The organism is Sulfitobacter donghicola DSW-25 = KCTC 12864 = JCM 14565 (assembly GCF_000622405.1).
GTDB lineage: Bacteria > Pseudomonadota > Alphaproteobacteria > Rhodobacterales > Rhodobacteraceae > Sulfitobacter > Sulfitobacter donghicola.
The window spans coordinates 2,718,800-2,740,866 of the sequence record NZ_JASF01000005.1 but is presented as its reverse complement, the minus strand read 5'-3'; the positions used below and the strand labels follow the sequence as shown (position 1 = coordinate 2,740,866).

Below are 22,067 nucleotides of genomic sequence, written 5' to 3'. Positions count from 1 at the left end.
GTCAGCCACTACATTGTGATATTCGTAGCGCCACCGTCCAGCAATATAGACTGCCCCACGATGAAACCCGCATGTTGCGAGCATAAGAACGCACAAGCCGCGCCAAATTCATCACGCGTACCATAACGGCCAGCGGGAATGGTTGCCGCGCGTTCCGAACGGGCCTCGTCCAACGAGATCCCCTTGGCCGCGACAACACCACCGTCCAGCGCATCAGCACGGTCAGTTGCGTGAATACCGGGAAGCAGGTTGTTGATGGTCACCCCTTTGCCTGCCACCTGACGGCTGGTGCCTGCGACATACCCTGTCAAACCTGTGCGCGCTGAATTGCTAAGGCCCAGCACACCGATAGGCGCCCGCACGGATTGTGAGGTGATGTTCACCACACGGCCCCAGCCCTGCTCCATCATATCAGGGACCAAAGCTTTGATCAGCGCGATTGGCGCCAGCATATTTGCATCCAGCGCTTTGATGAAATCATCACGGTCCCAATCGGTCCACATACCGGGAGGAGGCCCGCCCGCGTTGTTGACCAGAATATCCACGCCTTTGGACGCTTGGATCACTGCCTCCTGACCTTCTTCAGTCGCGACATCAGCGGCGACGGTCACGATGTTCACACCGTATTGCGAACGCAGGCGCTCTGCCGAGGCCTCCAGCGCCTCTGCGCCGCGTGCATTCATCACCAGATTAACGCCAGCAGCGGCCAAGGCTTCGGCGCACCCCAACCCCAAACCTTTGGATGACGCACATACCAGCGCTTTTTTACCGCGAATTCCCAGATCCATTTTGTGTCTCCCTAAACTTTTTCATAGGGCTATCGCAGTACTGGTGGTTACGCCAGCAAAACACCGCTCCATTGACCCTAACATGTCATAATTCTATGTTATCACTTGCCCAAACAGACCTCACAAAGGCGCAACGCATGTCCACAGGCTCCCTCTCTTCGCAAAGCGTACCCGTTTACGCCGCAAGCCAATTTCGCGCTACAGATGGTGCGAATATGGGGGATGCGATCTCATTCGCGAGCGAGCTGATCCTTGACGATGTCTATGAGTTGGAATTTGCATCAGAACCTCAACGCCTCTCCTTGGTCGCCAAAAGCGATGCCAGTTTTCGGGTTGGCTATGACAGCAATGTCGGCACCCATGAGGCGATCGTCCATCTGGATAGCGCGGTCACGTTTATGTCGCCCGATGGCAGTATTTCGGACGCTCTGATCCTTGTCGAAGTGGATGAGCAAGGCGATGTTGCCGAGATTTACCTGCTCCCCTTCAACGAGCTGAGTTCAAAAACCGAATACCGCCTTGTTGGCGTTGACCGCGAAGCAGCCCTTTCCAAGTTCGCCCAAGTCGCCTGTGTCAGCTTTACCAGAGGTACAAACGTCACGTTAGCATCTGGTGCGCAACGCCCTGTAGAAGACCTAACCGTAGGAGACCGCATCCTAACACGCGATGACGGTGTACAAACCCTGCGCTGGATCGGCACCACCACCACCCGCGCGGTCGGCGAATTCGCCCCGATCCGTATTGCGGCGGGCGCGCTCAATAACACGGCTGACCTGTTGGTCAGCCCCGATCACCGCCTGTTCATCTATCAACGTACCGATGAATTGGGCGCAGGGCGTTCCGAACTGCTGGTCAAAGCGCGCCATTTGGTGAATGGCGATACTGTCACAGTAGCCGAAGGCGGCTTTGTCGACTATTTCCAACTGCTGTTTGATAGCCACCAGATCATCTATGCCGAAGGCATTGCCGCCGAAAGCATGTTGATTGATAGCCGAACGCGCTCTGTCCTGCCCGAAGAACTGTCTGAAAGCCTTGGCAACTATGTGCCCGGCCATTCCGACCTGCCCCATGCAGGGCTGGACGTTCAGGAAGGTCTGCTGGATCGTCCAGATGCCGCTGGCTTGCTCAAAAAAGCATCTAGCCGCTGAGACTTGCCTTAGCTGCCCTGTAGGGTATGTGTACGCCCCAACATAGCCTTACGTTTGAGCGTTCCGCACAACCTAGGCACATCACCATCAGGATCGCACCGCAACATGCTGGACAACAACACAAATCGCCCCGAACTGCCGCCAGAAATTGCGCGCCGCCGTACTTTTGCGATCATCAGCCACCCCGATGCGGGGAAGACGACATTGACTGAAAAGTTCCTGTTGTTTGGCGGCGCGATCCAAATGGCGGGTCAGGTCCGTGCAAAAGGCGAAGCGCGGCGCACCCGTTCCGACTTTATGGCGATGGAAAAGGATCGTGGCATCTCGGTCTCGGCATCGGCCATGTCGTTTGACTATCAGGGCAGCGAAATCAACTATCGCTTTAACCTCGTCGACACGCCTGGTCACTCGGATTTCTCCGAAGATACCTACCGCACCCTGACGGCTGTGGATGCCGCCGTGATGGTGATTGACGGCGCGAAAGGTGTGGAAAGCCAGACGCAAAAGCTGTTCGAAGTTTGCCGCATGCGCGACCTGCCCATCCTGACATTTTGTAACAAGATGGACCGCGAAAGCCGCGATGTGTTTGAGATCATTGACGAGATCCAAGAGAACCTCGCCATTGATGTGACCCCAGCCAGCTGGCCAATCGGCGTAGGCCGCGATTTTATCGGCTGTTACGACATCCTGCGCGATCGTCTGGAGCTAATGGACCGTGCAGACCGCAACAAAGTCGCCGAAAGCATCAGCATCGAAGGGCTGGATGATCCGAAACTGGCCGAACATGTGCCAGCCGAGCTGTTGGAAAAGCTGAAAGAAGACCTAGAGATGGTGCGCGAATTGATGCCGCCCCTAGACGCCGAGCTGATGGCTGAGGGGTCTTTGACGCCGATCTGGTTCGGCTCTGCGATCAACTCATTCGGCGTTAAGGAACTAATGGACGGTATCGCCACCTATGGCCCAGAGCCGCAGGTGCAAAAAGCGCAACCGCGCCAGATCGCGCCCGAGGAAAAGAAAGTCGCCGGATTTGTTTTCAAGGTTCAGGCGAATATGGACCCCAAACACCGCGACCGCGTGGCCTTTGTGCGCCTTGCGTCAGGGCACTTCACCCGCGGTATGAAACTGACCCATGTGCGCACCAAGAAACCGATGAGCGTCACAAACCCCGTCATGTTCCTTGCCTCTGACCGTGAGCTGGCCGAGGAAGCATGGGCAGGCGACATCATCGGCATTCCCAACCACGGGCAGCTGCGCATCGGCGATACGCTGACCGAAGGCGAAGCAATCCGCGTGACCGGAATCCCCTCTTTTGCGCCCGAACTGTTGCAAGGCGTGCGCGCAGGCGACCCGCTGAAATCAAAACACCTTGAAAAAGCCCTGATGCAGTTCGCCGAAGAAGGCGCTGCTAAGGTGTTCAAACCCTCCATCGGCTCTGGCTTTGTCGTGGGTGTGGTTGGCCAATTGCAGTTCGAAGTCCTCGCCAGCCGGATCGAGCTGGAATACGGCCTGCCCGTACGGTTTGAGCAATCGCAGTTCACCTCGGCCCGTTGGGTGAGCGGGGACAAGGCCGCTGTCGATAAATTCACGGACGCCAACAAACAGCACATCGCCTATGACCACGATGGCGACATCGTCTATCTGACCCGCCTACAGTGGGACATTGATCGCGTTGATCGCGACTATCCCGATGTAAAACTAACAGCCACCAAAGAGATGATGGTGTAATATGACTAAATGGGGCATCGTCGCTACGATCAAAGCGGATACCGCCGCGATCCTGCGCTTTGCCGCCTATCACATCGAGCTGGGCGCGCATCGCATCTATATCTATCTCGATGCGCCAAACCCCGAGGCGCAGGAAGCCCTGCGCAACCACCCCAAAACCCGTGTTGTGCGCTGTGATGAGGGCTATTGGAAACGCCTAAACGGCGACCGCCCCGATATGCACCAGCCGCGCCAGACCCTTAACGCCACCCGCGCCTATAAGCGGGCGCGTGACGAGGTTGATTGGCTGATCCACATGGATGTGGATGAGTTTCTGGTTGCAGATACGCCCATTGCTGAAACGCTGGCCGCTCTGCCTGACGGCACCCAATGCGCACGCGCGCGCCCGATGGAGCTGCTTGCGGGGTGTGATCCTCAGGTCGAAGCTGCCTTTAAAACCTTTGTGCCAGCGAACGGCAAACGCGAACAGGTCGTCTCGGCGCTGTACCCAACTTACGGCGAACATCTAAAGGGCGGTTTCCTGAGCCATATTGCTGGCAAATTATTTGTGCGCACGGGGATTGAGGGGCTCAAATTCCGTATCCACAATGCTTTTGTGAAGGGCGAGACAAATCCAAACCATGTCGAGCTGCCCGATCTTCACCTCGCCCATTTCCACGCTTTGGATTGGGACACGTGGTACAGCCATTTTGAATATCGCCTGAATGAAGGCTCTTACCGCGCTGATCTTGGCCCTGCGCGCAGCCGTGAACGCGGCGGAATCACCATGCACGAGCTATTCAACATGCTTTATGACGAGGATGGCAAAGCAGGCCTAAAGGCGTTTTTCCAAGAGGTTTGCGCCGACACGCCCGAGCTGCGCGCGCGCCTGAACGCGCAAAATCACCTGCTTTGCACCAGCTTCCCGTTTGACACAGCTGTCGCGAAAAATTTCCCAGAATTCACAAATATTTGACGCTACCCTCGCAAGTTGCTATGCGCATGCCAGATATGTCGCGGCAAAAGCCGCCCTTTGGGCCATTCGGGCCGACTTAGACGCTGCCGCGGGCCACATGAGTGTCCGCAACTTACGGATACACATGACAAAATTTACCGATCTAAACCTGAACCCCAAGGTCCTCAAAGCAATCGAAGAAGCCGGCTATGACAGCCCGACACCGATTCAGGCAGGCGCCATTCCCCCTGCCCTAACAGGCCGCGATGTTCTGGGGATCGCGCAAACAGGTACCGGCAAAACCGCCAGCTTTACCCTGCCCATGATCACCATGCTTGCACGCGGCCGCGCCCGTGCCCGTATGCCACGCAGTCTGGTTCTGTGCCCGACACGCGAATTGGCCGCACAGGTTGCCGAAAACTTTGACACCTACGCCAAATACACAAAGCTGACCAAAGCGCTGCTGATCGGTGGCGTTTCGTTCAAAGAACAGGACAAGCTGATCGACAAAGGCGTGGACGTTCTGATCGCCACACCAGGTCGCCTGTTGGACCACCACGAACGCGGCAAGCTGATCCTGACCGACGTTAAGGTCATGGTGATCGACGAAGCGGACCGGATGCTCGACATGGGGTTCATCCCAGACATCGAACGCATCTTTGGTCTGACGCCCTTCACCCGCCAGACATTGTTCTTCTCGGCCACGATGGCGCCCGAGATCGAGCGGATTACAAACACCTTCCTCAGCAACCCCGAACGCATCGAGATGGCCCGTCAGGCGACCACCTCGGAAAACATCGAACAGGGTGTGGTGATGTTCAAAGCATCGCGCAAAGACCGCGAAGCAACTGAGAAACGCAAAGTTCTGCGCGCATTGATCGACCTTGAAGCCGACAAATGCACAAACGCAATCATCTTTTGCAACCGCAAGATGGATGTGGATGCGGTCGCCAAGTCTCTGAAAAAATACAAATACGACGCCGCCCCGATCCATGGAGATTTGGACCAGAGCCAACGCACGCGCACGCTTGAGGGTTTTCGGAATGGCGAACTGCGCTTTTTGGTGGCCTCGGATGTTGCCGCACGCGGCTTGGATGTTCCATCCGTGAGCCACGTGTTCAACTTTGACGTTCCCAGCCACGCCGAGGATTATGTGCACCGCATTGGCCGCACAGGCCGCGCTGGCCGTGACGGCAAGGCGATCATGATCTGCTCGCCGCGCGACGAAAAGAACTTCGAAGATGTTGAACGTTTGGTCCAAAAGGAAATCCCCCGCGTCGAGAACCCTTTAGCGACAAAAGCAAAAGCCGAAGCTCCTGCCGCTGAAGCGGCAGCCCCTAGCGAAGAGGCCGCGCCCACAACCGAAAAGCCAAAGCGCACCCGTTCACGCAGCCGTAAAAAGCCCGAGACAGTCGAAGCTGCAGCAACCGAAGCGACAGCCGACGCGCCAGCGGTTGAGGAAACGAAAGCCCCTGAAGCAAAAGCTGCTGAAGCAAAGGTTTCCGAGACCCCTAAACCTGAGCCAAAGTCAGACCGTCGCACACCGCGTTCGCGCAGTGGTGGTCGTAAAAATGACCGCCGCGATGATCGCAACTCAAACACCGTTGTGGGTTTGGGTGATCACACGCCCAGCTTTATCGAATTCAGCTTTGCGGATCGTCCAAAGAACTAAACCGTTCTTAGAACCGAATACAAAAAAGCCCCGCATCCTCTGCGGGGCTTTTCTTTTTGGGTCCGCTCGTCCGTAGACGTTAGCTTAGGCGGCTAACGACAACGGTGACTTCGGGCTTTTTGCCGATTTCGTTCTGGGCAGACTGACGAGCCGCCTTGCGCAGCCCCTCGTCCAATGCCTTGTCATCGCGCAGGGTCTTGGCCCCTGCCCGACCCAGCCACTGGCTAAGGTCATGTTCGATCACATCCACCAAAGGCGCTTTGCTAATACCCGTTTCGGATAGCCCCATGGCATCGACCCAAGGATCGCCCAAAGGCTCGTCTTCCTCGTCCATCAGCACCGTCACAGTCAAATGACCGTTCAGCGCCATGCGAATGCGGTCACGCACAACACCGTCTAGCGCGCCCACCTGAACCGAACCGTCCAGATAGGTCCGCCCCGTTTCGACATACTCGGCAACCTTTGGTTCGTTACCCGACAGGTCGATCATCATGCCGTTCACCGCCAGAACACCCGTCAGGCCTTTGCCCTCGGCAATTTTGACGTGTTCGCGCAGGTGGCGGTGTTCGCCATGCATCGGGATCAACACCTGAGGTTTGATCACATCATGCAGCGTTTCCAGATCAGGGCGGTTCGCGTGGCCCGAAACGTGGTATTTCCCCGAGCTGTCATCAACCACATCAACACCCATTTCCGAGAATTGGTTGATGATGCGGATAACACCTTTTTCGTTGCCGGGGATGGTTTTGGAGGAAAAGAGGAACATATCCCCCTCTTTCATCGTGATCCCCATGTATTTGCCACGCGCCAATTGCGCCGAGGCAGCACGGCGTTCACCCTGCGATCCTGTCACCAGCAACAGCAGGTTTTCACGCGGCACATCACGCGCCTGCTCTGGGCTGATGGTAGAGGGGAAATCGGTCAAAACGCCTGTTTCAATCGAAGCCTCGACCATCCGTTTCATCGCACGCCCCAACAGGACAACCGAACGCCCTGCCTTGGCCCCTGCAACAGCAAGGGTTTTTACCCGCGCAACGTTTGAGGCGAAAGTTGTGGCGACAACCATGCCAGACGCGCCAGCGACAAGCTCAGTGATCGCATCAGGCAAAGTCGCCTCTGAACGGCCCGCCTCTTGGCTAAAGACATTGGTACTATCACAGATCAACGCCTTAACGCCGTCTTTTGCGATCTCTTTGAACGCTTCGGGATCAAAAGGTTCACCAACACCGGGCGTTAGATCCACCTTGAAATCACCCGAGTGCACAATGCGACCCGCAGGCGTATCAATAACCAAAGCCGAGCTTTCAGGGATCGAGTGTGAAATCGGCTGGAAGCCAACCTTGAACGGGCCTGCCTCAACCTGATGTGGGTAGGTGCCAACGATGGTCACTGCATCATCAGGGTGACCATATTCGGACATCTTGCGTTTGGTGATGTTCGCCGTGAACTTGCGCGCATAAATCGGCGCCTGAAGGCGATCATAGGTATGGGCAATACCGCCAACGTGGTCTTCGTGGGCGTGGGTTACAAACACCGCGTCGATGCGATCCTTGCGTTGCTCCAGCCAGTCGATGTCGGCAATAATCAGATCCACACCGGGGGATGTGTCCATATCGGGAAAGGCCACGCCGATGTCTACGACAATCAGGCGTTCCTTATTCGGCTTTCCGTAGCCGTAAACATAGGCATTCATGCCAATTTCACCTGCCCCACCGAGGGGAAGGTAGATTAATCTTTCGCTGCTCATTGTTCAGCTAATTCCTTGTTATATTTATGTATCACGGTCAGGCCGTGCATTGTCAGATCATCATGATATTCGTCAAAGAGGGCTTCGGTCTGTTGAAACAGTGGCGCAAGCCCGCCTGTGGAGACAACACGCATCTCGCGTCCGTGCTCCGCCTTTATCCGCGCACATATCTCACGAACGAGCCCGACATAACCCCAAAAAACACCCGATTGCATACAGGCAACAGTATTTGTGCCGATCACCTGCTGTGGTTTGGAGATGTCAACATGCGGTAGCGCGGCCGCCGCACTGTGCAACGCCTCAAGGCTAAGGTTCACTCCCGGAGCGATGACCCCCCCGATATAGGCCCCATCCGCATCGGCCACATCAAAAGTGGTCGCCGTGCCAAAATCAACAATGATCAGATCGCCACCATATAGATCATAGCCCGCAACTGTATTCACCAGCCGGTCAGGGCCAACAGCGGTCCCCGCATCGACACGCACATCAATGGGCAGCTCACACTCGGGTTTGCCCACAACCAAAGGGCGGGTATCAAAATAGCGGTCCGCCAAAACCCGCAGGTTCCAAACCACACGCGGCACCGTCGAAGAAACGATCACATCCGTAATATCAGCGTCAATCTTATGCAGCTTCAACAGCGCGCTTAGCCAGACGTAATACTGGTCAGCCGTCCGCTGCCATTCGGTTGACGTCCGCCATGTTGCGATGAATTCGGAACCATCCCAGATCGAAAAAACCGTGTTTGTGTTTCCGCAGTCAATTGCCAAGAGCATCTACTGCCCTCCTCGTTCAAAAATAGACGTCAGCCGCTGTGATCGCGACGCGGCCCTTCGCTGTGTTCAGGATCAAATTACCCGCTTCATCCACATCCTCAAAGACCCCAACAGTCTCGTCGCGCATGGTACGTGCCGTCACAACCTCGCCAATGCGGGCGGCGTGGCGCAACCATGCTGTGCGGATCGGCGCAAAACCGTAGGTGATGAACTGTTCTTCGTAGCGGGCATAAGTGGTTGCTAATGTGTCAAAGAAGGTTTCAGGATCAACCATAACGCCCGTCGCCGAAAATAGGCTAACAGGCGCAATTGCACCCTTTTCCACCTGATCCGCGGTAGGAGCGTGGCGCAGATTTACACCAATCCCGATCACCAGATGTGGCCCCAAAGTCTCAAGCAGGATACCCGCGACTTTGCCGCCCTTGAGAAGCACATCGTTTGGCCATTTTAGCGCAAAGGCATCGGTTTGCCCTGTTACCTCAACAAAGGCATCCCGCAAGGCCAAGCTGGCCACAAAGCTACGCAGCGCCGAATGTGCAGGATCGCCTGTTTGGGGCATGATCAACGTGCCCGCAAAGTTCCCCCGTGGCGTCGACCACGAACGCCCTCGCCGCCCCCGCGCTGCGGTTTGTTCAACCGCCAAAATCCACGCAGGGCCAGCAAGGTCAGGCGCCATACGCGCAGCTTCTGACAGGGTGGAATCCAACGTGTCAAAAACATGCCGCGCATAGCCGTGGGGCCAAGCGCCCGTCAAAACAGAGCCCGCTTACTGAACAAGTGTCGCGGCGGCCTGTGCGGCTGCACCTTCAACGCCGAACATGTTGATAATGCCAACAACCATGATCAACGCCGAGGCAACAAGGAAAGCTCCCAAAACGCCACCGTTGTTCTGATCCAATGTCTCGGACTTTTCTTCGCCAAAGTACATGAAATAGACAATGCGCAGGTAGTAAAACGCGCCGATCACACTCGCGATGACACCGGCGATCGCAAGCCACGCCAGCCCCGCATCATAGGCCGCGCGAAGAACGTATAGCTTGCCAAAGAAGCCAAGGAATGGCGGGACACCTGCAAGGCTGAACAGCAGCACCAGCAGCGCCAGCGCACGGCCAGGGTGGCTTTTTGAATACATGTTCAAAGAGGAAATATCGACAACTGGCGCGCCATCTTTTTCCATCAGCAGGATAAAGGCGAAGACGCCGACATTCATGGTCACATAGATCGCCATATAGACCAGCATCGCCTGAACGCCAAAGGCCGTCCCCGCCGCAACACCCATCAGGGCATAGCCCATATGCGCAATCGAGGAAAACGCCATGAGACGTTTGATGTTGGTCTGGCCAATCGCAGCAACAGCGCCAAGGAACATAGAGAGGACGGACAAAAGCGCCACGATCTGGCTCCAATCCCCTACTGCATTCCCAAAGGCATCATGCAGAACGCGGGCGAACAGGCCCATCGCTGCAACCTTTGGTGCCGTTGCAAAGAATGCGGTCACAGGTGTTGGGGAGCCTTCATAAACATCTGGTGTCCACATGTGGAACGGCACGGCAGACACTTTGAACGCCATGCCTGAGATCAGGAACACGATGCCAAAGAGCATACCAACAGATGTCTCCCCCGCTTGCGCGGTTGTGATGATGCCTGAGAACAATGTGGTGCCCGCATAACCGTAAACCAAAGACGCACCATAAAGCAGCAAACCCGAGCTTAGCGCGCCAAGCACGAAATACTTTAGGCCCGCTTCGGTCGATTTCACACTGTCACGGCGCAAAGAGGCAACCACATAAAGCGCCAGCGATTGCAGTTCGAGTCCCATGTAAAGGGCCATCAGATCACCTGCGGAAACCATCATCATCATACCAACAGCGCTGAGTGCCACCAGTACAGGATATTCAAAGCGCAACAGGTCGCGAGACTTCATATAGCCCTCGGACATGATCAGAACACAGGCCGCCGAGATCAGGATCACAACCTTTGCAAAGCGCGCAAAGCCATCGTTGATGAACATCCCGCCAAAGGCTTCGACCGTCGTGCTGGAAGACGTTGCAACCAAGCTGGCGACAAGGACCAGTACAATAGCCGTCGCCCAAAGAAGCGGTCGCGCGATTGCATCTTTGCCGCCGTAGGCCCCTGCCATAAGGCCACCAAGCGCAAACAGCGCCAGAATGATTTCAGGCAGAATCTGAAGAGTGTCGTTATTCATGTCAATCGCCTCAGTTGTGGGCTTCGGCAGTGTCAGACACTACCTCGGTTGCGGCCACTGCCGTATCATATTGTTCAATCAATGCTGTCACTGACGGCCCGATCACATCCAGAATAAGTGCAGGGTAAATACCCAGCAGCAATGTCATCACAACCAGTGGCGCAAAAATCCATTTCTCGCGCGACGTCATATCCGTGATCGCCTTTAGGCTGCCCTTGATCAGGTCGCCCATCACCACGCGGCGATACAGCCATAGCGCATAGGCTGCCGAAAAGATCACGCCTGTTGTGGCAACGGCGGCAACCCAAGTGTTCACTTGGAAGACACCCATCAGCGTCAGGAATTCACCAACAAACCCAGAAGTCCCTGGCAGGCCAACGTTGGCCATGGTGAACAACATGAACAGCAGCGCATAGACCGGCATCCGGTTAACCAGACCACCATATGCGTCGATTTCGCGGGTGTGCATGCGGTCATAAATCACGCCAACGCTCAGGAACAAAGCTCCTGAGATAAAGCCGTGGCTGATCATCTGGAAAATCGCCCCATCCAGCCCCTGCTGGTTCGTAGAAAAGATACCCATGGTCACAAAACCCATGTGGGCAACAGAGGAATAAGCAATCAGCTTCTTCATGTCTTCCTGAACCAGCGCCACAAGCGAGGTATAGACAATCGCGATGGCAGACATCCACAGGATCAGCGGGCCAACCACTTCTGAGCCGACAGGGAACATCGGCAAGGAGAACCGCAAGAAGCCGTAGCCCCCCATTTTCAACAGAATCGCAGCCAGAACAACAGAACCCGCTGTTGGCGCCTGAACGTGCGCATCCGGCAACCACGTGTGAACTGGCCACATCGGCATTTTCACCGCAAAGCTGGCAAAGAAGGCAAGGAACATCAGCGTCTGCATCCCGCCGACGACGTGAATGCCCAACACGCTAAAGCTTTCCGATCCGAAAGTATGGGTCAGCAGGCTAACATCGCAACCACCGATACAGGTTGTCCCTGCATCCGCAAACATCGCAACCATTGCCACCAGCATCAGAACCGAGCCAAAGAAGGTGTAGAGGAAGAACTTGAAGCTTGCGTAGATACGGTTTGCCCCGCCCCAGATGCCAATGATCAGGAACATCGGGATCAGGCTTGCCTCAAAGAAGAGGTAGAACAGGATCAGGTCCAGCGACACGAACACACCGATCATCAACGTTTCAAGCAGCAGAAATGCTACCATATATTCTTTGACGCGGGTGTTCACATCCCATGACGCGGCAATGACAAGCGGCATCATAAAGGTGGTCAGCATAACGAACAGAACCGAAATTCCGTCAACTCCTACGCGGTAGCTTAGACCCAAAAGCCATTCAGCTTCGTCCACCATCTGGAAACCCGTGTTGGACGGATCAAACTGAGAATACATGAACAGCGAGGCCACAAAGGCCGCGACGGTCCCTGCAACGGCCACCCATTTTGCATTGCGCTGCGCCGCTTCGTCTTCGCCACGCAGGAAAACCATTAGAATTACAGCTGCCAGCGCTGGCAGAAACGTAACAATAGAGAGCAAGTTATTTTCCATTATTTCGCTCCTCCGGACATCGTCATCCATGTCATCAGGATTGCAATCCCGATCACCATGGCGAAGGCATAGGTAAAGATATAGCCAGACTGTGCTTTGCCAGCGAGGCGTGTGAAGAACGGGATGATCCCCATGGCGAGGCCATTCAGGCCGCCGTCAATAACGTCGCCGTCGCCGCGCTTCCACAGGAAGCGACCGATCGCCTTTGCGGGTTGTACAAAGAGGAAGTCATAGATTTCGTCAAAGTACCATTTGTTCAGCAAGAACTGATACAGGTGCCGTTGGCTCGTTGCTAGACGCGCGGGCAAGGTCGGGTTCCAGATATAGAACCACATCGCCATCAAGAAACCGCCAAGCATCGCGATGAACGGGCTGACCTTTACCCATTTTGGCGCGGCATGTGCATCATCCAGAACCGTGTTGTCAGGTGCGAAATACAATGCGCCCTCCCCCGGTTTGCCAGCAAAACCCGGGCCGTGGTGGTCACCATGGTCATCACCGTGGCCATCATCGCCATGGTTGTCTTCGGCGCCGTCAACATGTGTGTCACCACCCGCGGCCAGTTCTGCCGTTGGAATACCATAGAATTTCCCGACATATTCAGCCGAACCGAAAAAGCTCTTGTACCAGATCATACCAGAGAAGATCGCACCAAAGGCCAACACGCCCAGCGGTATCAACATGACCATCGGGCTTTCGTGCGCGTGGTCGTGGGTGTGTTTGTCACCCCGTGCTTCGCCATAGAAGGTCAAGAAGATCAGGCGCCATGAGTAGAAAGACGTCATCGCCGCAGCGATCACAAGCAACCAGAAACCATACATAGAGCCACCGCCCCATGCGCTTTCGATGATCGCATCCTTAGACAGGAAACCCGCGAAACCGATGTGCGTCAGCGGAATACCAACACCTGTGATCGCAAATGTGCCAATCATCATCGCCCCAAAGGTGTAGGGGATTTTTTTGCGCAAGCCGCCATAGTTTCGCATGTCTTGTTCGTGGTGCATCGCATGAATAACCGACCCCGCGCCCAAGAATAGCATCGCCTTAAAGAAGGCATGCGTCAGCAGGTGGAACATCGCAGCCGAATACATGCCAACACCAGCGGCAACAAACATATAGCCCAGCTGAGACATGGTGGAATATGCGATAACGCGTTTGATGTCATTCTGAACCAAACCGATTGTCGCCGCCACAAAGGCCGTTGTCGCGCCCAGAACGGTGACAAAGGTCATCGCCTCGGGTGCGAACTCCATCAAGGGAGACATGCGGCAAACAAGGAAGACACCTGCCGTAACCATCGTCGCAGCGTGGATCAGTGCGGAAACGGGCGTTGGCCCTTCCATCGCGTCAGGCAACCACGTGTGCAAGAACAGCTGAGCAGATTTACCCATCGCCCCGACAAACAACAAGAATGCTAGAAGGTTCGCAGCATTCCATTCAGTCCAAAGGAAAGAAATGCTCTGCTCGGCCAGTTCAGGCGCCTGAGCAAAGATATCGTCAAAGTTGATGCTGTCGGTCAGCATGAACAGGCCAAAGATCCCCAAGGCAAAGCCAAAATCACCCACACGGTTCACAACAAAGGCTTTGATCGCGGCCGCATTTGCAGAGGGTTTTTTATAGTAGAAACCGATCAGCAGATAGGAGGCAACGCCAACCCCTTCCCAACCAAAGAACATCTGAACGAGGTTGTTGGAAGTCACGAGCATCAGCATCGCAAAGGTAAAGAACGACAGATAAGCAAAGAAGCGCGGTTTATAGCTCACGCCTTCGCCAAAGTGTTCGTCATGCGCCATGTAGCCGAAGGAATAAAGGTGAACGAGGCTTGAGACCGACGTAATCACGATCAACATAATCGCGGTCAGACGATCAAGGCGGAACGACCAATCGGTGCTAAGGCTGCCGGATTCGATAAAGCGCAGAATCTGGACCGTTTCAGTTGTGCCATCAAAGCTGATAAAGGTGATCCAGCTGAGGAGCGCCGAGAGGAACAAGCCGCCCGTTGCGATCCAGCAGGCTGCTTCCTCGCCAATGATTTTCCAACCGAATCCACAGATCAGCGAGCCAATAAGCGGTGCAAAGAGGAGTGTAATTTCCATGTCCTCAGCCCTTCATCACGTTGACGTCTTCCACGGCGATCGTGCCACGGTTGCGGAAGAAACAGACCAGAATGGCCAGACCAATCGCCGCCTCGGCAGCAGCAACTGTCAGAACGAACAGGGTAAACACCTGCCCGACCATATCGCCGAGAAAACTGGAGAAGGAGACGAGGTTGATGTTCACCGCCAGCAGCATCAATTCGATGCTCATCAAAAGGATGATCACGTTTTTACGGTTCAGGAAAAGGCCAAATATGCCAATCACAAAAAGCGTCGCCGCCACCGTTAAGTAATGTTCCAGTCCGATCATGTCGTCCCTCAGTGTATTGTTTTAGCGGATGAACCCGCAAAAGTCGTCGTCTTCAAAAGCAGATGTCATCGCGATGCGATCACAACCCCTGCCCTGGTTTTACGTCATGTAGTTCCATCGCCTTGGCCGGATCGCGCATCATCTGCGCAACCACGTCCTGACGTTTCACATCTGTGCGGTGACGCAGTGTAAGAACAATCGCCCCGATCATCGCAACCAGCAGGATCAACCCCGCAAGCTGGAACAATAGGAAGTAATCATCATAAAGGATCATGCCCAAAGATGCGGTATTGGTCACGTCGTCAGAAATTACCTGCGTGCGCAGCCCTTCGGCGGCGGCGTTAAAGTCCCATGCGCCAAAGGCCAAAACAAACTGCATCAGGATCACAAGGCCGATCAACAGGGCCAGCGGCATGTATTTCGCCATCTCGGCCTTCAGCTCGGCGAAATCAATATCGAGCATCATCACCACAAACAGGAACAAGACCGCGACCGCGCCGACATAAACAATGATCAGCAACATCGCGACAAATTCGGCGCCCAACAGAACAAACAACCCCGCCGCAGACAGGAAACTAAGGATCAACCACAAAACCGAATGAACAGGGTTGCGGCTGATGACTGTAAACAGGCCACCGGCAATCACGCTGATCGCGAAAAGATAAAATGCAAAAACGCTCATGCGTCACCTTCCGTTTCATCGGCCGACCTGCTGTCGTCCAAAACTTCCTGTGCCAGTTCCATCGCCCGCTGCATCGCAGGGATACCTGCAAAAGCAGACATCTGGCCAATTGTTTCAATGATCTGTTGCTTATGCGCGCCTGCCTCAATGGCGTGGCGGACGGTTTGGCGAACAGCCACATCATTTTGCGCGCCTTGCATGGTCAAACCCGCCAGCGTCAGCAACAAACGTGTTTTGGCATCCAACCCGTCAGGGTTAAGTTTATTGCCAAAAAACGTCTCCATCATATCCTTGGGCATCAGCCCCATCATGGATTCAAAACCTTTGGGCGAAAACGCATCCATCGCCGGAAATGACTTTGCCATTTCCTGCGCCTGCTTCATCATCTCTTCCCAAGGGTTTTTATCGGTCATAACGCGTCTTCCTCAGCCTCGAATACTTCGAGCGCGGCATTCATCGCGTTAATCATTGAAGGCATGCCACCATACAAAGCCATTTGGAAAATGATCTCGCAGACCTCTTCTCTACTAGCGCCGGACTTGCGCGCGCTGGCAATGTTCACCTTCAACTGCGGTCGGGTCTGCCCCCCCATAGCCGTCAAAGCCGCGACAGTCGCCAGAAGCCTCGTTTTATCATCCACCCCGCCACGACCATAAAACTGGCCATAAGCGACATCAACAATGGTGCGCGACAACCCCGGCACCAACGCATCATACCGAGCTGATAGCACGTCTTCCATGCCCGGGTTCAGAGCCTCAGAGAGCTCCTTGCCGCGGGTGTAAGCGTCATCAGAATATGATGCTGTTTTGCTCATCTGTAAGGCGCATCCATTTCTAGGTTTCGGGCGATCTCTGCTTCCCAACGATCTCCGTTCTCCAACAATTTGGACTTATCGTAATACAGCTCTTCGCGTGTCTCGGTCGAGAATTCGAAATTCGGGCCTTCGACAATCGCGTCCACTGGGCAGGCTTCTTGGCAGAAACCGCAGTAGATGCATTTGGTCATGTCGATGTCATAGCGCGTTGTACGGCGGCTGCCGTCTTCGCGCGGTTCGGCATCAATGGTGATCGCCTGCGCGGGGCAAACCGCTTCGCAGAGTTTGCACGCGATGCAGCGTTCCTCGCCATTTGCATAGCGACGCAACGCATGTTCACCACGGAAACGGGGCGACAATGGCCCCTTCTCATGTGGGTAGTTGATCGTGTTGCGCGGCTTGAACATATATTTAATGCCCAGCTTCATGCCTTGGTAAAAATCCTGCAACAGGAAGTATTTGGCGTGACGGGTATAGTCGGTCATATCAGCCTCCTACGGTCCAGCGGGCATAGATACCCCAGAACCATCCAAATTTTGCCGCGAAGGCCACAAACACCACCCAGAACAATGAGAACGGCAGGAACACTTTCCAACCCAGACGCATCAACTGGTCATAGCGATACCGCGGTGTGATCGCTTTGATCAGCGAGAAGAAGAAGAACACGAGGCCCATCTTTGCGACCATCCAGAAGATGCCGTCAGGCAAGCCCGGGATCGGTGACAACCAACCGCCAAAGAACATCAGCGAGATCAGCGCGCACATCAGAACCACAGCAACCAGTTCACCAATCATGAACAAAAGGAAAGGCGTGGACGAATATTCGACCTGATAACCAGCAACCAGTTCTGATTCAGCTTCGGGAAGGTCAAACGGCGGGCGGTTTGTCTCAGCCAAGGCAGAGATAAAGAACAGGATCAGCATCGGGAAGTGCGGCAACCAATACCAGTTCAACAACCCGAATGAGCCATCCTGCGCCGCAACAATACCGCTAAAGTTCATCGACCCCGTGGAAATGATCACGCCGATGATGATCAGGCCAATCGAGACCTCATAAGAAATCATCTGCGCCGCAGAGCGAAGTGAACCAAGAAACGGGTATTTCGAGTTCGACGCCCAACCGCCCATAATCACACCGTACACCTCAAGAGAGGAAACCGCGAAAACAAACAGGATCGCTACGTTGATATCCGACAGCACCCAGCCATCGTTAAACGGGATCACCGCCCATGCGACCAAAGCCATTACAAGGCTGATCATTGGTGCGAGGAAAAATACCGCACGGTCCGCACCGGCAGGCACAACAATTTCTTTGACGATGTATTTGCCGAAATCGGCAAAGGACTGGAGCAGCCCGAAAACACCTACCACGTTCGGCCCGCGCCGCAACTGAACCGCAGCCCAAATCTTGCGGTCAGCGTACATGAGAAATGCCAATGCCAACAGCAAGGGAATCACAACGAGGAAAATCTGACCGATGATCAGCAAGATCATTCCCAGCGTGGTGTTAAAAAAGAAGTCAGCCATAGGTCCTCACACCGTCGGGATGCCTTTTTCGCGGCAATTTTGCGTTACCACTTCAGCATCAATAGTCTTCAAGCCTTTGGGCAGGCTCGGCGAGATCGTGTAAACAGCATCAGCACGCCAAATGCCAGCCTCAATTGCCACATTTGTTCTTACATGGCGTGCAAAACCATAACCACGGATTAACGTATACTGCGCAGCTGCACATTCTGCATAAGCTGCGACATTTTTTGATGCCCGTGCCTTTGTCATAGCAACATTGAACTGCACAAGATCCCCATCCAACAAGGTCGTCTCCACCCCTTTGTATTCGGGGATAAAATCCTCGGCGGTCGGAATCGCAGGCTCACATGCGGCCAGCGCCAATAGCGCTATTAGGCCCGCACGCTTCACTCTGCCGCCATCGCCGCCGCATTGCGTTCCTTGGCATTCGCGGAAAGCTCGGCCATCAGACTGGATGCACGTGCAATCGGGTTGCTGAGGTAAAAATCCGCCATTGCGTAGGTGAACGCAGCCGAGGCAAGCTTGCCCTGTTTTGTTGGCGCCCACTCATTTTCGGCCAATTGGTCAATCTTACCAAGGTGCGGATGCGCGCCAACCAATGCCTGACGCAGCTGAGCAAGCGATGAATAGGGCAATGTCGCATCCAGCTCCGCGCTCAACGCTCTTAGAATCGCCCAGTTTTCTTTCGCCTGCCCCGGTGCAAAGCTGGCCCGTTCAGCCATTTGCGGGCGACCTTCTGTGTTTACAAACAGGCCGCTTTCTTCGGTATAGGCCGCTGCGGGCAGAATGATATCTGCGCGGTGCGCGCCGCGATCGCCATGCGACCCCTGATAAATCACAAATGGGCCAGCGGGAATGTCACCCTCATCAGCGCCAAGGTTATAGATCACCTCAGCCGAGGTCACTTCGGGCACGCCGCCTTCGGCCGTTGCACCAACATCCATCGCGCCAACGCGACCCGCTGCTGTATGCAGGATCATAAAGCCGGACTTGGTGCTTTCAGCAAGGGCCATCGCTGCCGCCAATACTTCGGCGCCATCCGGACGGGCCAAGGCGCCCATACCCACGATGATAATGGAAGGTTTTCCAGCAACTTCAGAGTGATCCCGCTTGAGCAGGTCATTCATCACTTCAGGGCCATCGCCGATGTGCATTGTTTCATAGGTCAAATCGACCTTTGGTCCGACAACACCAACGCCAGCACCGCGCGTCCACGCCTTGCGAATGCGCGCGTTTAACACAGGCGCCTCAACAGCGGGGTTGGTGCCGATCAGCATGATTGCTTCTGCCGTGTCGATGTCCTCGATCGCTGCGGTGCCAACATAACCAGACCGGTTACCAGCAGGAAGCTTGGCCCCATCCGTGCGACATTCAACGGAACCGCCCTGCCCCTCGATCAGCTGCTTCAGCGCAAAGGCCGCTTCGGTTGGAACCAGATCGCCAACAAGGCCGCCAAGCTTTTTACCCTTCATCGCAGCAGCTGCTGCGGCCAAGGCTTCGGGCCACTCTGCTTTGCGCAGCTTGCCGTTTTCACGGATATAGGGCGTATCCAGACGCTGCTTGCGCAGACCATCCCAGACAAAGCGCGTCTTGTCCGAAATCCATTCCTCATTCACACCATCATGGTTCCGCGGCAAGAACCGCATCACTTCGCGGCCCTTTGTATCGACGCGAATGTTAGAGCCCAAAGCATCCATAACATCGATAGATTCGGTTTTGGTCAGTTCCCAAGGGCGCGCAGTAAAGGCATAAGGTTTAGAGACCAGCGCACCAACAGGGCAAAGATCAATGATGTTCCCCTGCATGTTGCTATCAAGGGTTTCGCCCAAATAGGCTGTAATCTCGGCATCCTCACCGCGACCTGTCTGGCCCATCTGGGTGATGCCAGCAACTTCGGTGGTGAAACGCACACAGCGCGTGCAGGAAATGCAGCGGGTCATATGGGTTTCGACCAGCGGACCAAGGTCCAGATCATCTGTTGCGCGCTTTGGTTCGCGGAAACGCGAGAAATCCACACCATAGGCCATCGCCTGATCTTGCAGATCACATTCGCCCCCCTGATCGCAAATCGGGCAATCCAGCGGGTGGTTAATCAGAAGGAATTCCATCACCCCTTCACGGGCTTTCTTAACCATGGGCGAGTTTGTTTTCACAACGGGCGGCTGCCCCTCGGGACCGGGGCGCAGATCACGGACCTGCATCGCACAGCTTGCTGCTGGCTTTGGCGGACCGCCGACAACTTCGACAAGACACATACGGCAGTTACCGGCGATCGTTAGGCGTTCGTGGTAACAAAAACGCGGAATTTCCACGCCAACCTGTTCACAAGCCTGAATAAGCGTCATTGCGCCTTCGGCTTCTACTTCTTTACCGTCGATGATGATCTTGCGAATATCGCTCATGGTGTCACTTTTCTCTCAGCAACGAACCGATGCGGCTCGCCTTTTGAATCTCTTTGCGCCCTACCGCGCAATAACTTTGCGGGTCCGAAGCAACAACCCCGTTGGCCCGTAAATATGCTTCGCCTTTGGCACGCATCCGCGCCTTTTCCTGATCCGAGTCGCCGTAGGCTTCAATCTCTTCATCGCTATACCCCAAAGCGCGCGCTTTGGAACGAACTGAACGATAAAGTGTTAGAGCTTTGACAACACGAGCGGAAATATCCGGACATTCTTTGCGAATTTTGTCAGCCACCGCCACATCAAAGACAGCGTCATCCACTATTTTCACATCACGCAAGGGTTGCTTTGCCGCGACACTCCCGGCGGACAGCGCCAAGATACTCAATGTAAAAAACAGTTTACGCATTCATACTCTCCTCAAGTGCATATCGGGTCTTTGCCCTTTGTGCAGATGGGGCTTTGTCCCTTTGTTATGCAATAACAACGCGATCCCAATGGGGTTTCGCACCTTTGCCCTTCCTATCTTGCGCTGGGGCAGTTGCCCCGCAGCGTCAATGTGTCCTTTTCGATGTTCAACTGGTCATCCGCAGCATCCGGACCTGCGATCCAAATAATATCAGAAGAACCAAAAGCGTTCACACAATAAACTGTCGCCTCATAGCGCCCTGCCTCACGTGCCCCCTCAAGGGACTTGGAAACAGGCCTTACCGTGACGACGAATTGATCCAACTGGCGATCGACCTTACGCAATTTTGAATTATAAAACTGACCGTCAAAAAAGATCCGATCTTCAGGGGATGTACATCCTACGAGAAGCCCCGCACAAAAAACGAATCCCATCCAAACTTTCATCACCGTCTCCTCCACACTCATCGGTGCGGTTTATTGCGCGTATTTGCACCCGTTATTGCGCAAAACAGCTGGCAGGGCCAGCGCTTCTTCGTTTAAGACCTTTTGCGCGTGCGCAAAGGAGATACCCCGTCCAATGCCTTGCGCAAAAACGCAATTGCAAGATTAGCGCCAACATAAAGCATCCCAACCGCCGGCACATAAATCCAAGCTGTGACCAAACCCGCGGTTACCGCCAGATAAGTAGCCCATGCAGGGGCCGCGAAAACAACCAGCGTTAGTAGGAACGCGCAAAAGCTCAGCACGCCGTCCAAAACATTTCGGAAGAAACCCATAACCAACCTTTTCCCAGTGCCCTGTAAGGATCCTATTTGGCCCCCTGTTCAAACCCCTTCAGGCAATTTTCAGAAAAGAGCCGTGGTCACGACCAAAATTGCTTGCGCCAGTATCGTCACCATAGCAACGGCCCAGAAGATCGACCGCAATGGCTGGATCTCGGTTTTGATGTGAACAATCGCCATAGCAACCCGCGCAACGATAAAGATCGAAGCAAAAAGGTTCACCTTAAACGGAGACGCGCCAATTAGAATCGCCCCAACAGTTACCGCAATAAATGGGCCTGAAGCTTCGATTGCATTCATAAAGGCCCGCTCACGGCGATAGGCTGGATCGCTATAGTTGCGCACAGGTTTACCCGATGCGCTGCGGTTTTCTGGTGATCGCCCCATTGTCGACAAAGCAGTCAGAACGATGACCAAGATCGCCCAAAACCCCAATGCCGCAATTGCGTGGCTATATTCAGCAAAGTTTTCCATGGT

At 54.8% G+C, this 22,067-nt stretch carries 23 protein-coding genes; 4 read left to right on the top strand and 19 right to left on the bottom strand.

Annotated features, from left to right (window positions below; genetic code table 11):
- Window positions 1-8: 8 nt before the first annotated feature.
- Window positions 9-788, bottom strand: coding sequence for an SDR family oxidoreductase (locus Z948_RS0114620; protein WP_025060302.1), 780 nt, complete (start codon window positions 786-788; stop codon window positions 9-11).
- A 137-nt stretch (window positions 789-925) separates the two neighbouring features.
- Between Z948_RS0114620 and Z948_RS0114615 the strand changes: the two genes are divergently transcribed.
- The 4 genes from Z948_RS0114615 to Z948_RS0114600 all read left to right on the top strand — a co-directional run bounded on the left by Z948_RS0114615 (window position 926) and on the right by Z948_RS0114600 (window position 6,267).
- Complete coding sequence (locus Z948_RS0114615; protein ID WP_025060301.1) at window positions 926-1,936, top strand: Hint domain-containing protein; 1,011 nt, start codon at window positions 926-928, stop codon at window positions 1,934-1,936.
- A gap of 105 nt (window positions 1,937-2,041) precedes the next feature.
- Window positions 2,042-3,661, top strand: a complete 1,620-nt coding sequence (locus Z948_RS0114610) for a peptide chain release factor 3 (protein ID WP_025060300.1) — start codon at window positions 2,042-2,044, stop codon at window positions 3,659-3,661.
- A 1-nt stretch (window position 3,662) separates the two neighbouring features.
- Window positions 3,663-4,616, top strand: a complete 954-nt coding sequence (locus Z948_RS0114605) for a glycosyltransferase family 2 protein (RefSeq protein WP_025060299.1) — start codon at window positions 3,663-3,665, stop codon at window positions 4,614-4,616.
- 124 nt (window positions 4,617-4,740) lie between these two features.
- Window positions 4,741-6,267 carry a DEAD/DEAH box helicase gene (locus tag Z948_RS0114600; protein WP_025060298.1) on the top strand — a complete coding sequence of 509 codons (1,527 nt, stop codon included), beginning with the start codon at window positions 4,741-4,743 and terminating at the stop codon, window positions 6,265-6,267.
- Window positions 6,268-6,346: 79 nt separating this feature from the next.
- Here the strand turns inward: Z948_RS0114600 and Z948_RS0114595 are convergent, their stop codons facing one another.
- From Z948_RS0114595 to Z948_RS0114510, 18 genes are all read right to left on the bottom strand, one after another.
- Window positions 6,347-8,014, bottom strand: coding sequence for a ribonuclease J (locus Z948_RS0114595; protein WP_025060297.1), 1,668 nt, complete (start codon window positions 8,012-8,014; stop codon window positions 6,347-6,349).
- Entirely contained in the window at window positions 8,011-8,790 is a 780-nt protein-coding gene (locus tag Z948_RS0114590) for a type III pantothenate kinase (protein ID WP_025060296.1), read from the bottom strand. Before Z948_RS0114590 ends, Z948_RS0114595 begins: the two co-directional genes overlap by 4 nt.
- Before the next feature lie 16 nt (window positions 8,791-8,806).
- Complete coding sequence (locus tag Z948_RS0114585) at window positions 8,807-9,544, bottom strand: biotin--[acetyl-CoA-carboxylase] ligase (protein WP_025060295.1); 738 nt, start codon at window positions 9,542-9,544, stop codon at window positions 8,807-8,809.
- 12 nt (window positions 9,545-9,556) lie between these two features.
- On the bottom strand, window positions 9,557-10,996 hold the full coding sequence (gene nuoN / locus Z948_RS0114580; protein WP_025060294.1) for an NADH-quinone oxidoreductase subunit NuoN: 1,440 nt from the start codon (window positions 10,994-10,996) through the stop codon (window positions 9,557-9,559).
- Between the two features lie 10 nt (window positions 10,997-11,006).
- Entirely contained in the window at window positions 11,007-12,569 is a 1,563-nt protein-coding gene (locus Z948_RS0114575; RefSeq protein WP_025060293.1) for an NADH-quinone oxidoreductase subunit M, read from the bottom strand.
- Window positions 12,569-14,665, bottom strand: coding sequence for an NADH-quinone oxidoreductase subunit L (gene nuoL, locus Z948_RS0114570; RefSeq protein ID WP_025060292.1), 2,097 nt, complete (start codon window positions 14,663-14,665; stop codon window positions 12,569-12,571). Before nuoL ends, Z948_RS0114575 begins: the two co-directional genes overlap by 1 nt.
- A 4-nt stretch (window positions 14,666-14,669) precedes the next feature.
- Entirely contained in the window at window positions 14,670-14,975 is a 306-nt protein-coding gene (nuoK, locus tag Z948_RS0114565) for an NADH-quinone oxidoreductase subunit NuoK (protein ID WP_025060291.1), read from the bottom strand.
- Between the two features lie 79 nt (window positions 14,976-15,054).
- Window positions 15,055-15,657, bottom strand: coding sequence for an NADH-quinone oxidoreductase subunit J (locus Z948_RS0114560; RefSeq protein ID WP_025060290.1), 603 nt, complete (start codon window positions 15,655-15,657; stop codon window positions 15,055-15,057).
- Window positions 15,654-16,070, bottom strand: coding sequence for a carboxymuconolactone decarboxylase family protein (locus tag Z948_RS0114555; protein ID WP_025060289.1), 417 nt, complete (start codon window positions 16,068-16,070; stop codon window positions 15,654-15,656). The genes Z948_RS0114560 and Z948_RS0114555 overlap by 4 nt, the downstream gene beginning before the upstream one ends.
- Window positions 16,067-16,471, bottom strand: coding sequence for a carboxymuconolactone decarboxylase family protein (locus tag Z948_RS0114550; RefSeq protein WP_025060288.1), 405 nt, complete (start codon window positions 16,469-16,471; stop codon window positions 16,067-16,069). Before Z948_RS0114550 ends, Z948_RS0114555 begins: the two co-directional genes overlap by 4 nt.
- Window positions 16,468-16,956, bottom strand: coding sequence for an NADH-quinone oxidoreductase subunit NuoI (nuoI, locus tag Z948_RS0114545; RefSeq protein WP_025060287.1), 489 nt, complete (start codon window positions 16,954-16,956; stop codon window positions 16,468-16,470). The genes Z948_RS0114550 and nuoI overlap by 4 nt, the downstream gene beginning before the upstream one ends.
- Window position 16,957: 1 nt before the next feature.
- Entirely contained in the window at window positions 16,958-17,998 is a 1,041-nt protein-coding gene (gene nuoH / locus Z948_RS0114540; RefSeq protein ID WP_025060286.1) for an NADH-quinone oxidoreductase subunit NuoH, read from the bottom strand.
- Window positions 17,999-18,004: 6 nt separating this feature from the next.
- On the bottom strand, window positions 18,005-18,388 hold the full coding sequence (locus Z948_RS0114535) for a hypothetical protein (RefSeq protein ID WP_025060285.1): 384 nt from the start codon (window positions 18,386-18,388) through the stop codon (window positions 18,005-18,007).
- Window positions 18,385-20,400 (bottom strand): NADH-quinone oxidoreductase subunit NuoG, encoded by a 2,016-nt coding sequence (gene nuoG, locus Z948_RS0114530; RefSeq protein ID WP_025060284.1) that lies wholly within the window; start codon window positions 20,398-20,400, stop codon window positions 18,385-18,387. Before nuoG ends, Z948_RS0114535 begins: the two co-directional genes overlap by 4 nt.
- Before the next feature lie 4 nt (window positions 20,401-20,404).
- Window positions 20,405-20,806: a DUF5333 domain-containing protein gene (locus Z948_RS0114525; protein ID WP_025060283.1), complete on the bottom strand. Its 402-nt coding sequence runs from the start codon at window positions 20,804-20,806 to the stop codon at window positions 20,405-20,407.
- Window positions 20,807-20,919: 113 nt separating this feature from the next.
- Entirely contained in the window at window positions 20,920-21,252 is a 333-nt protein-coding gene (locus Z948_RS0114520; RefSeq protein WP_025060282.1) for a hypothetical protein, read from the bottom strand.
- Window positions 21,253-21,344: 92 nt separating this feature from the next.
- Window positions 21,345-21,584 (bottom strand): hypothetical protein, encoded by a 240-nt coding sequence (locus Z948_RS0114515; RefSeq protein ID WP_025060281.1) that lies wholly within the window; start codon window positions 21,582-21,584, stop codon window positions 21,345-21,347.
- Between the two features lie 69 nt (window positions 21,585-21,653).
- The gene (locus tag Z948_RS0114510) at window positions 21,654-22,064 is read right to left on the bottom strand and encodes an MAPEG family protein (protein WP_025060280.1); all 411 of its coding nucleotides are present in this window, start codon (window positions 22,062-22,064) and stop codon (window positions 21,654-21,656) included.
- Window positions 22,065-22,067: the final 3 nt, after the last annotated feature.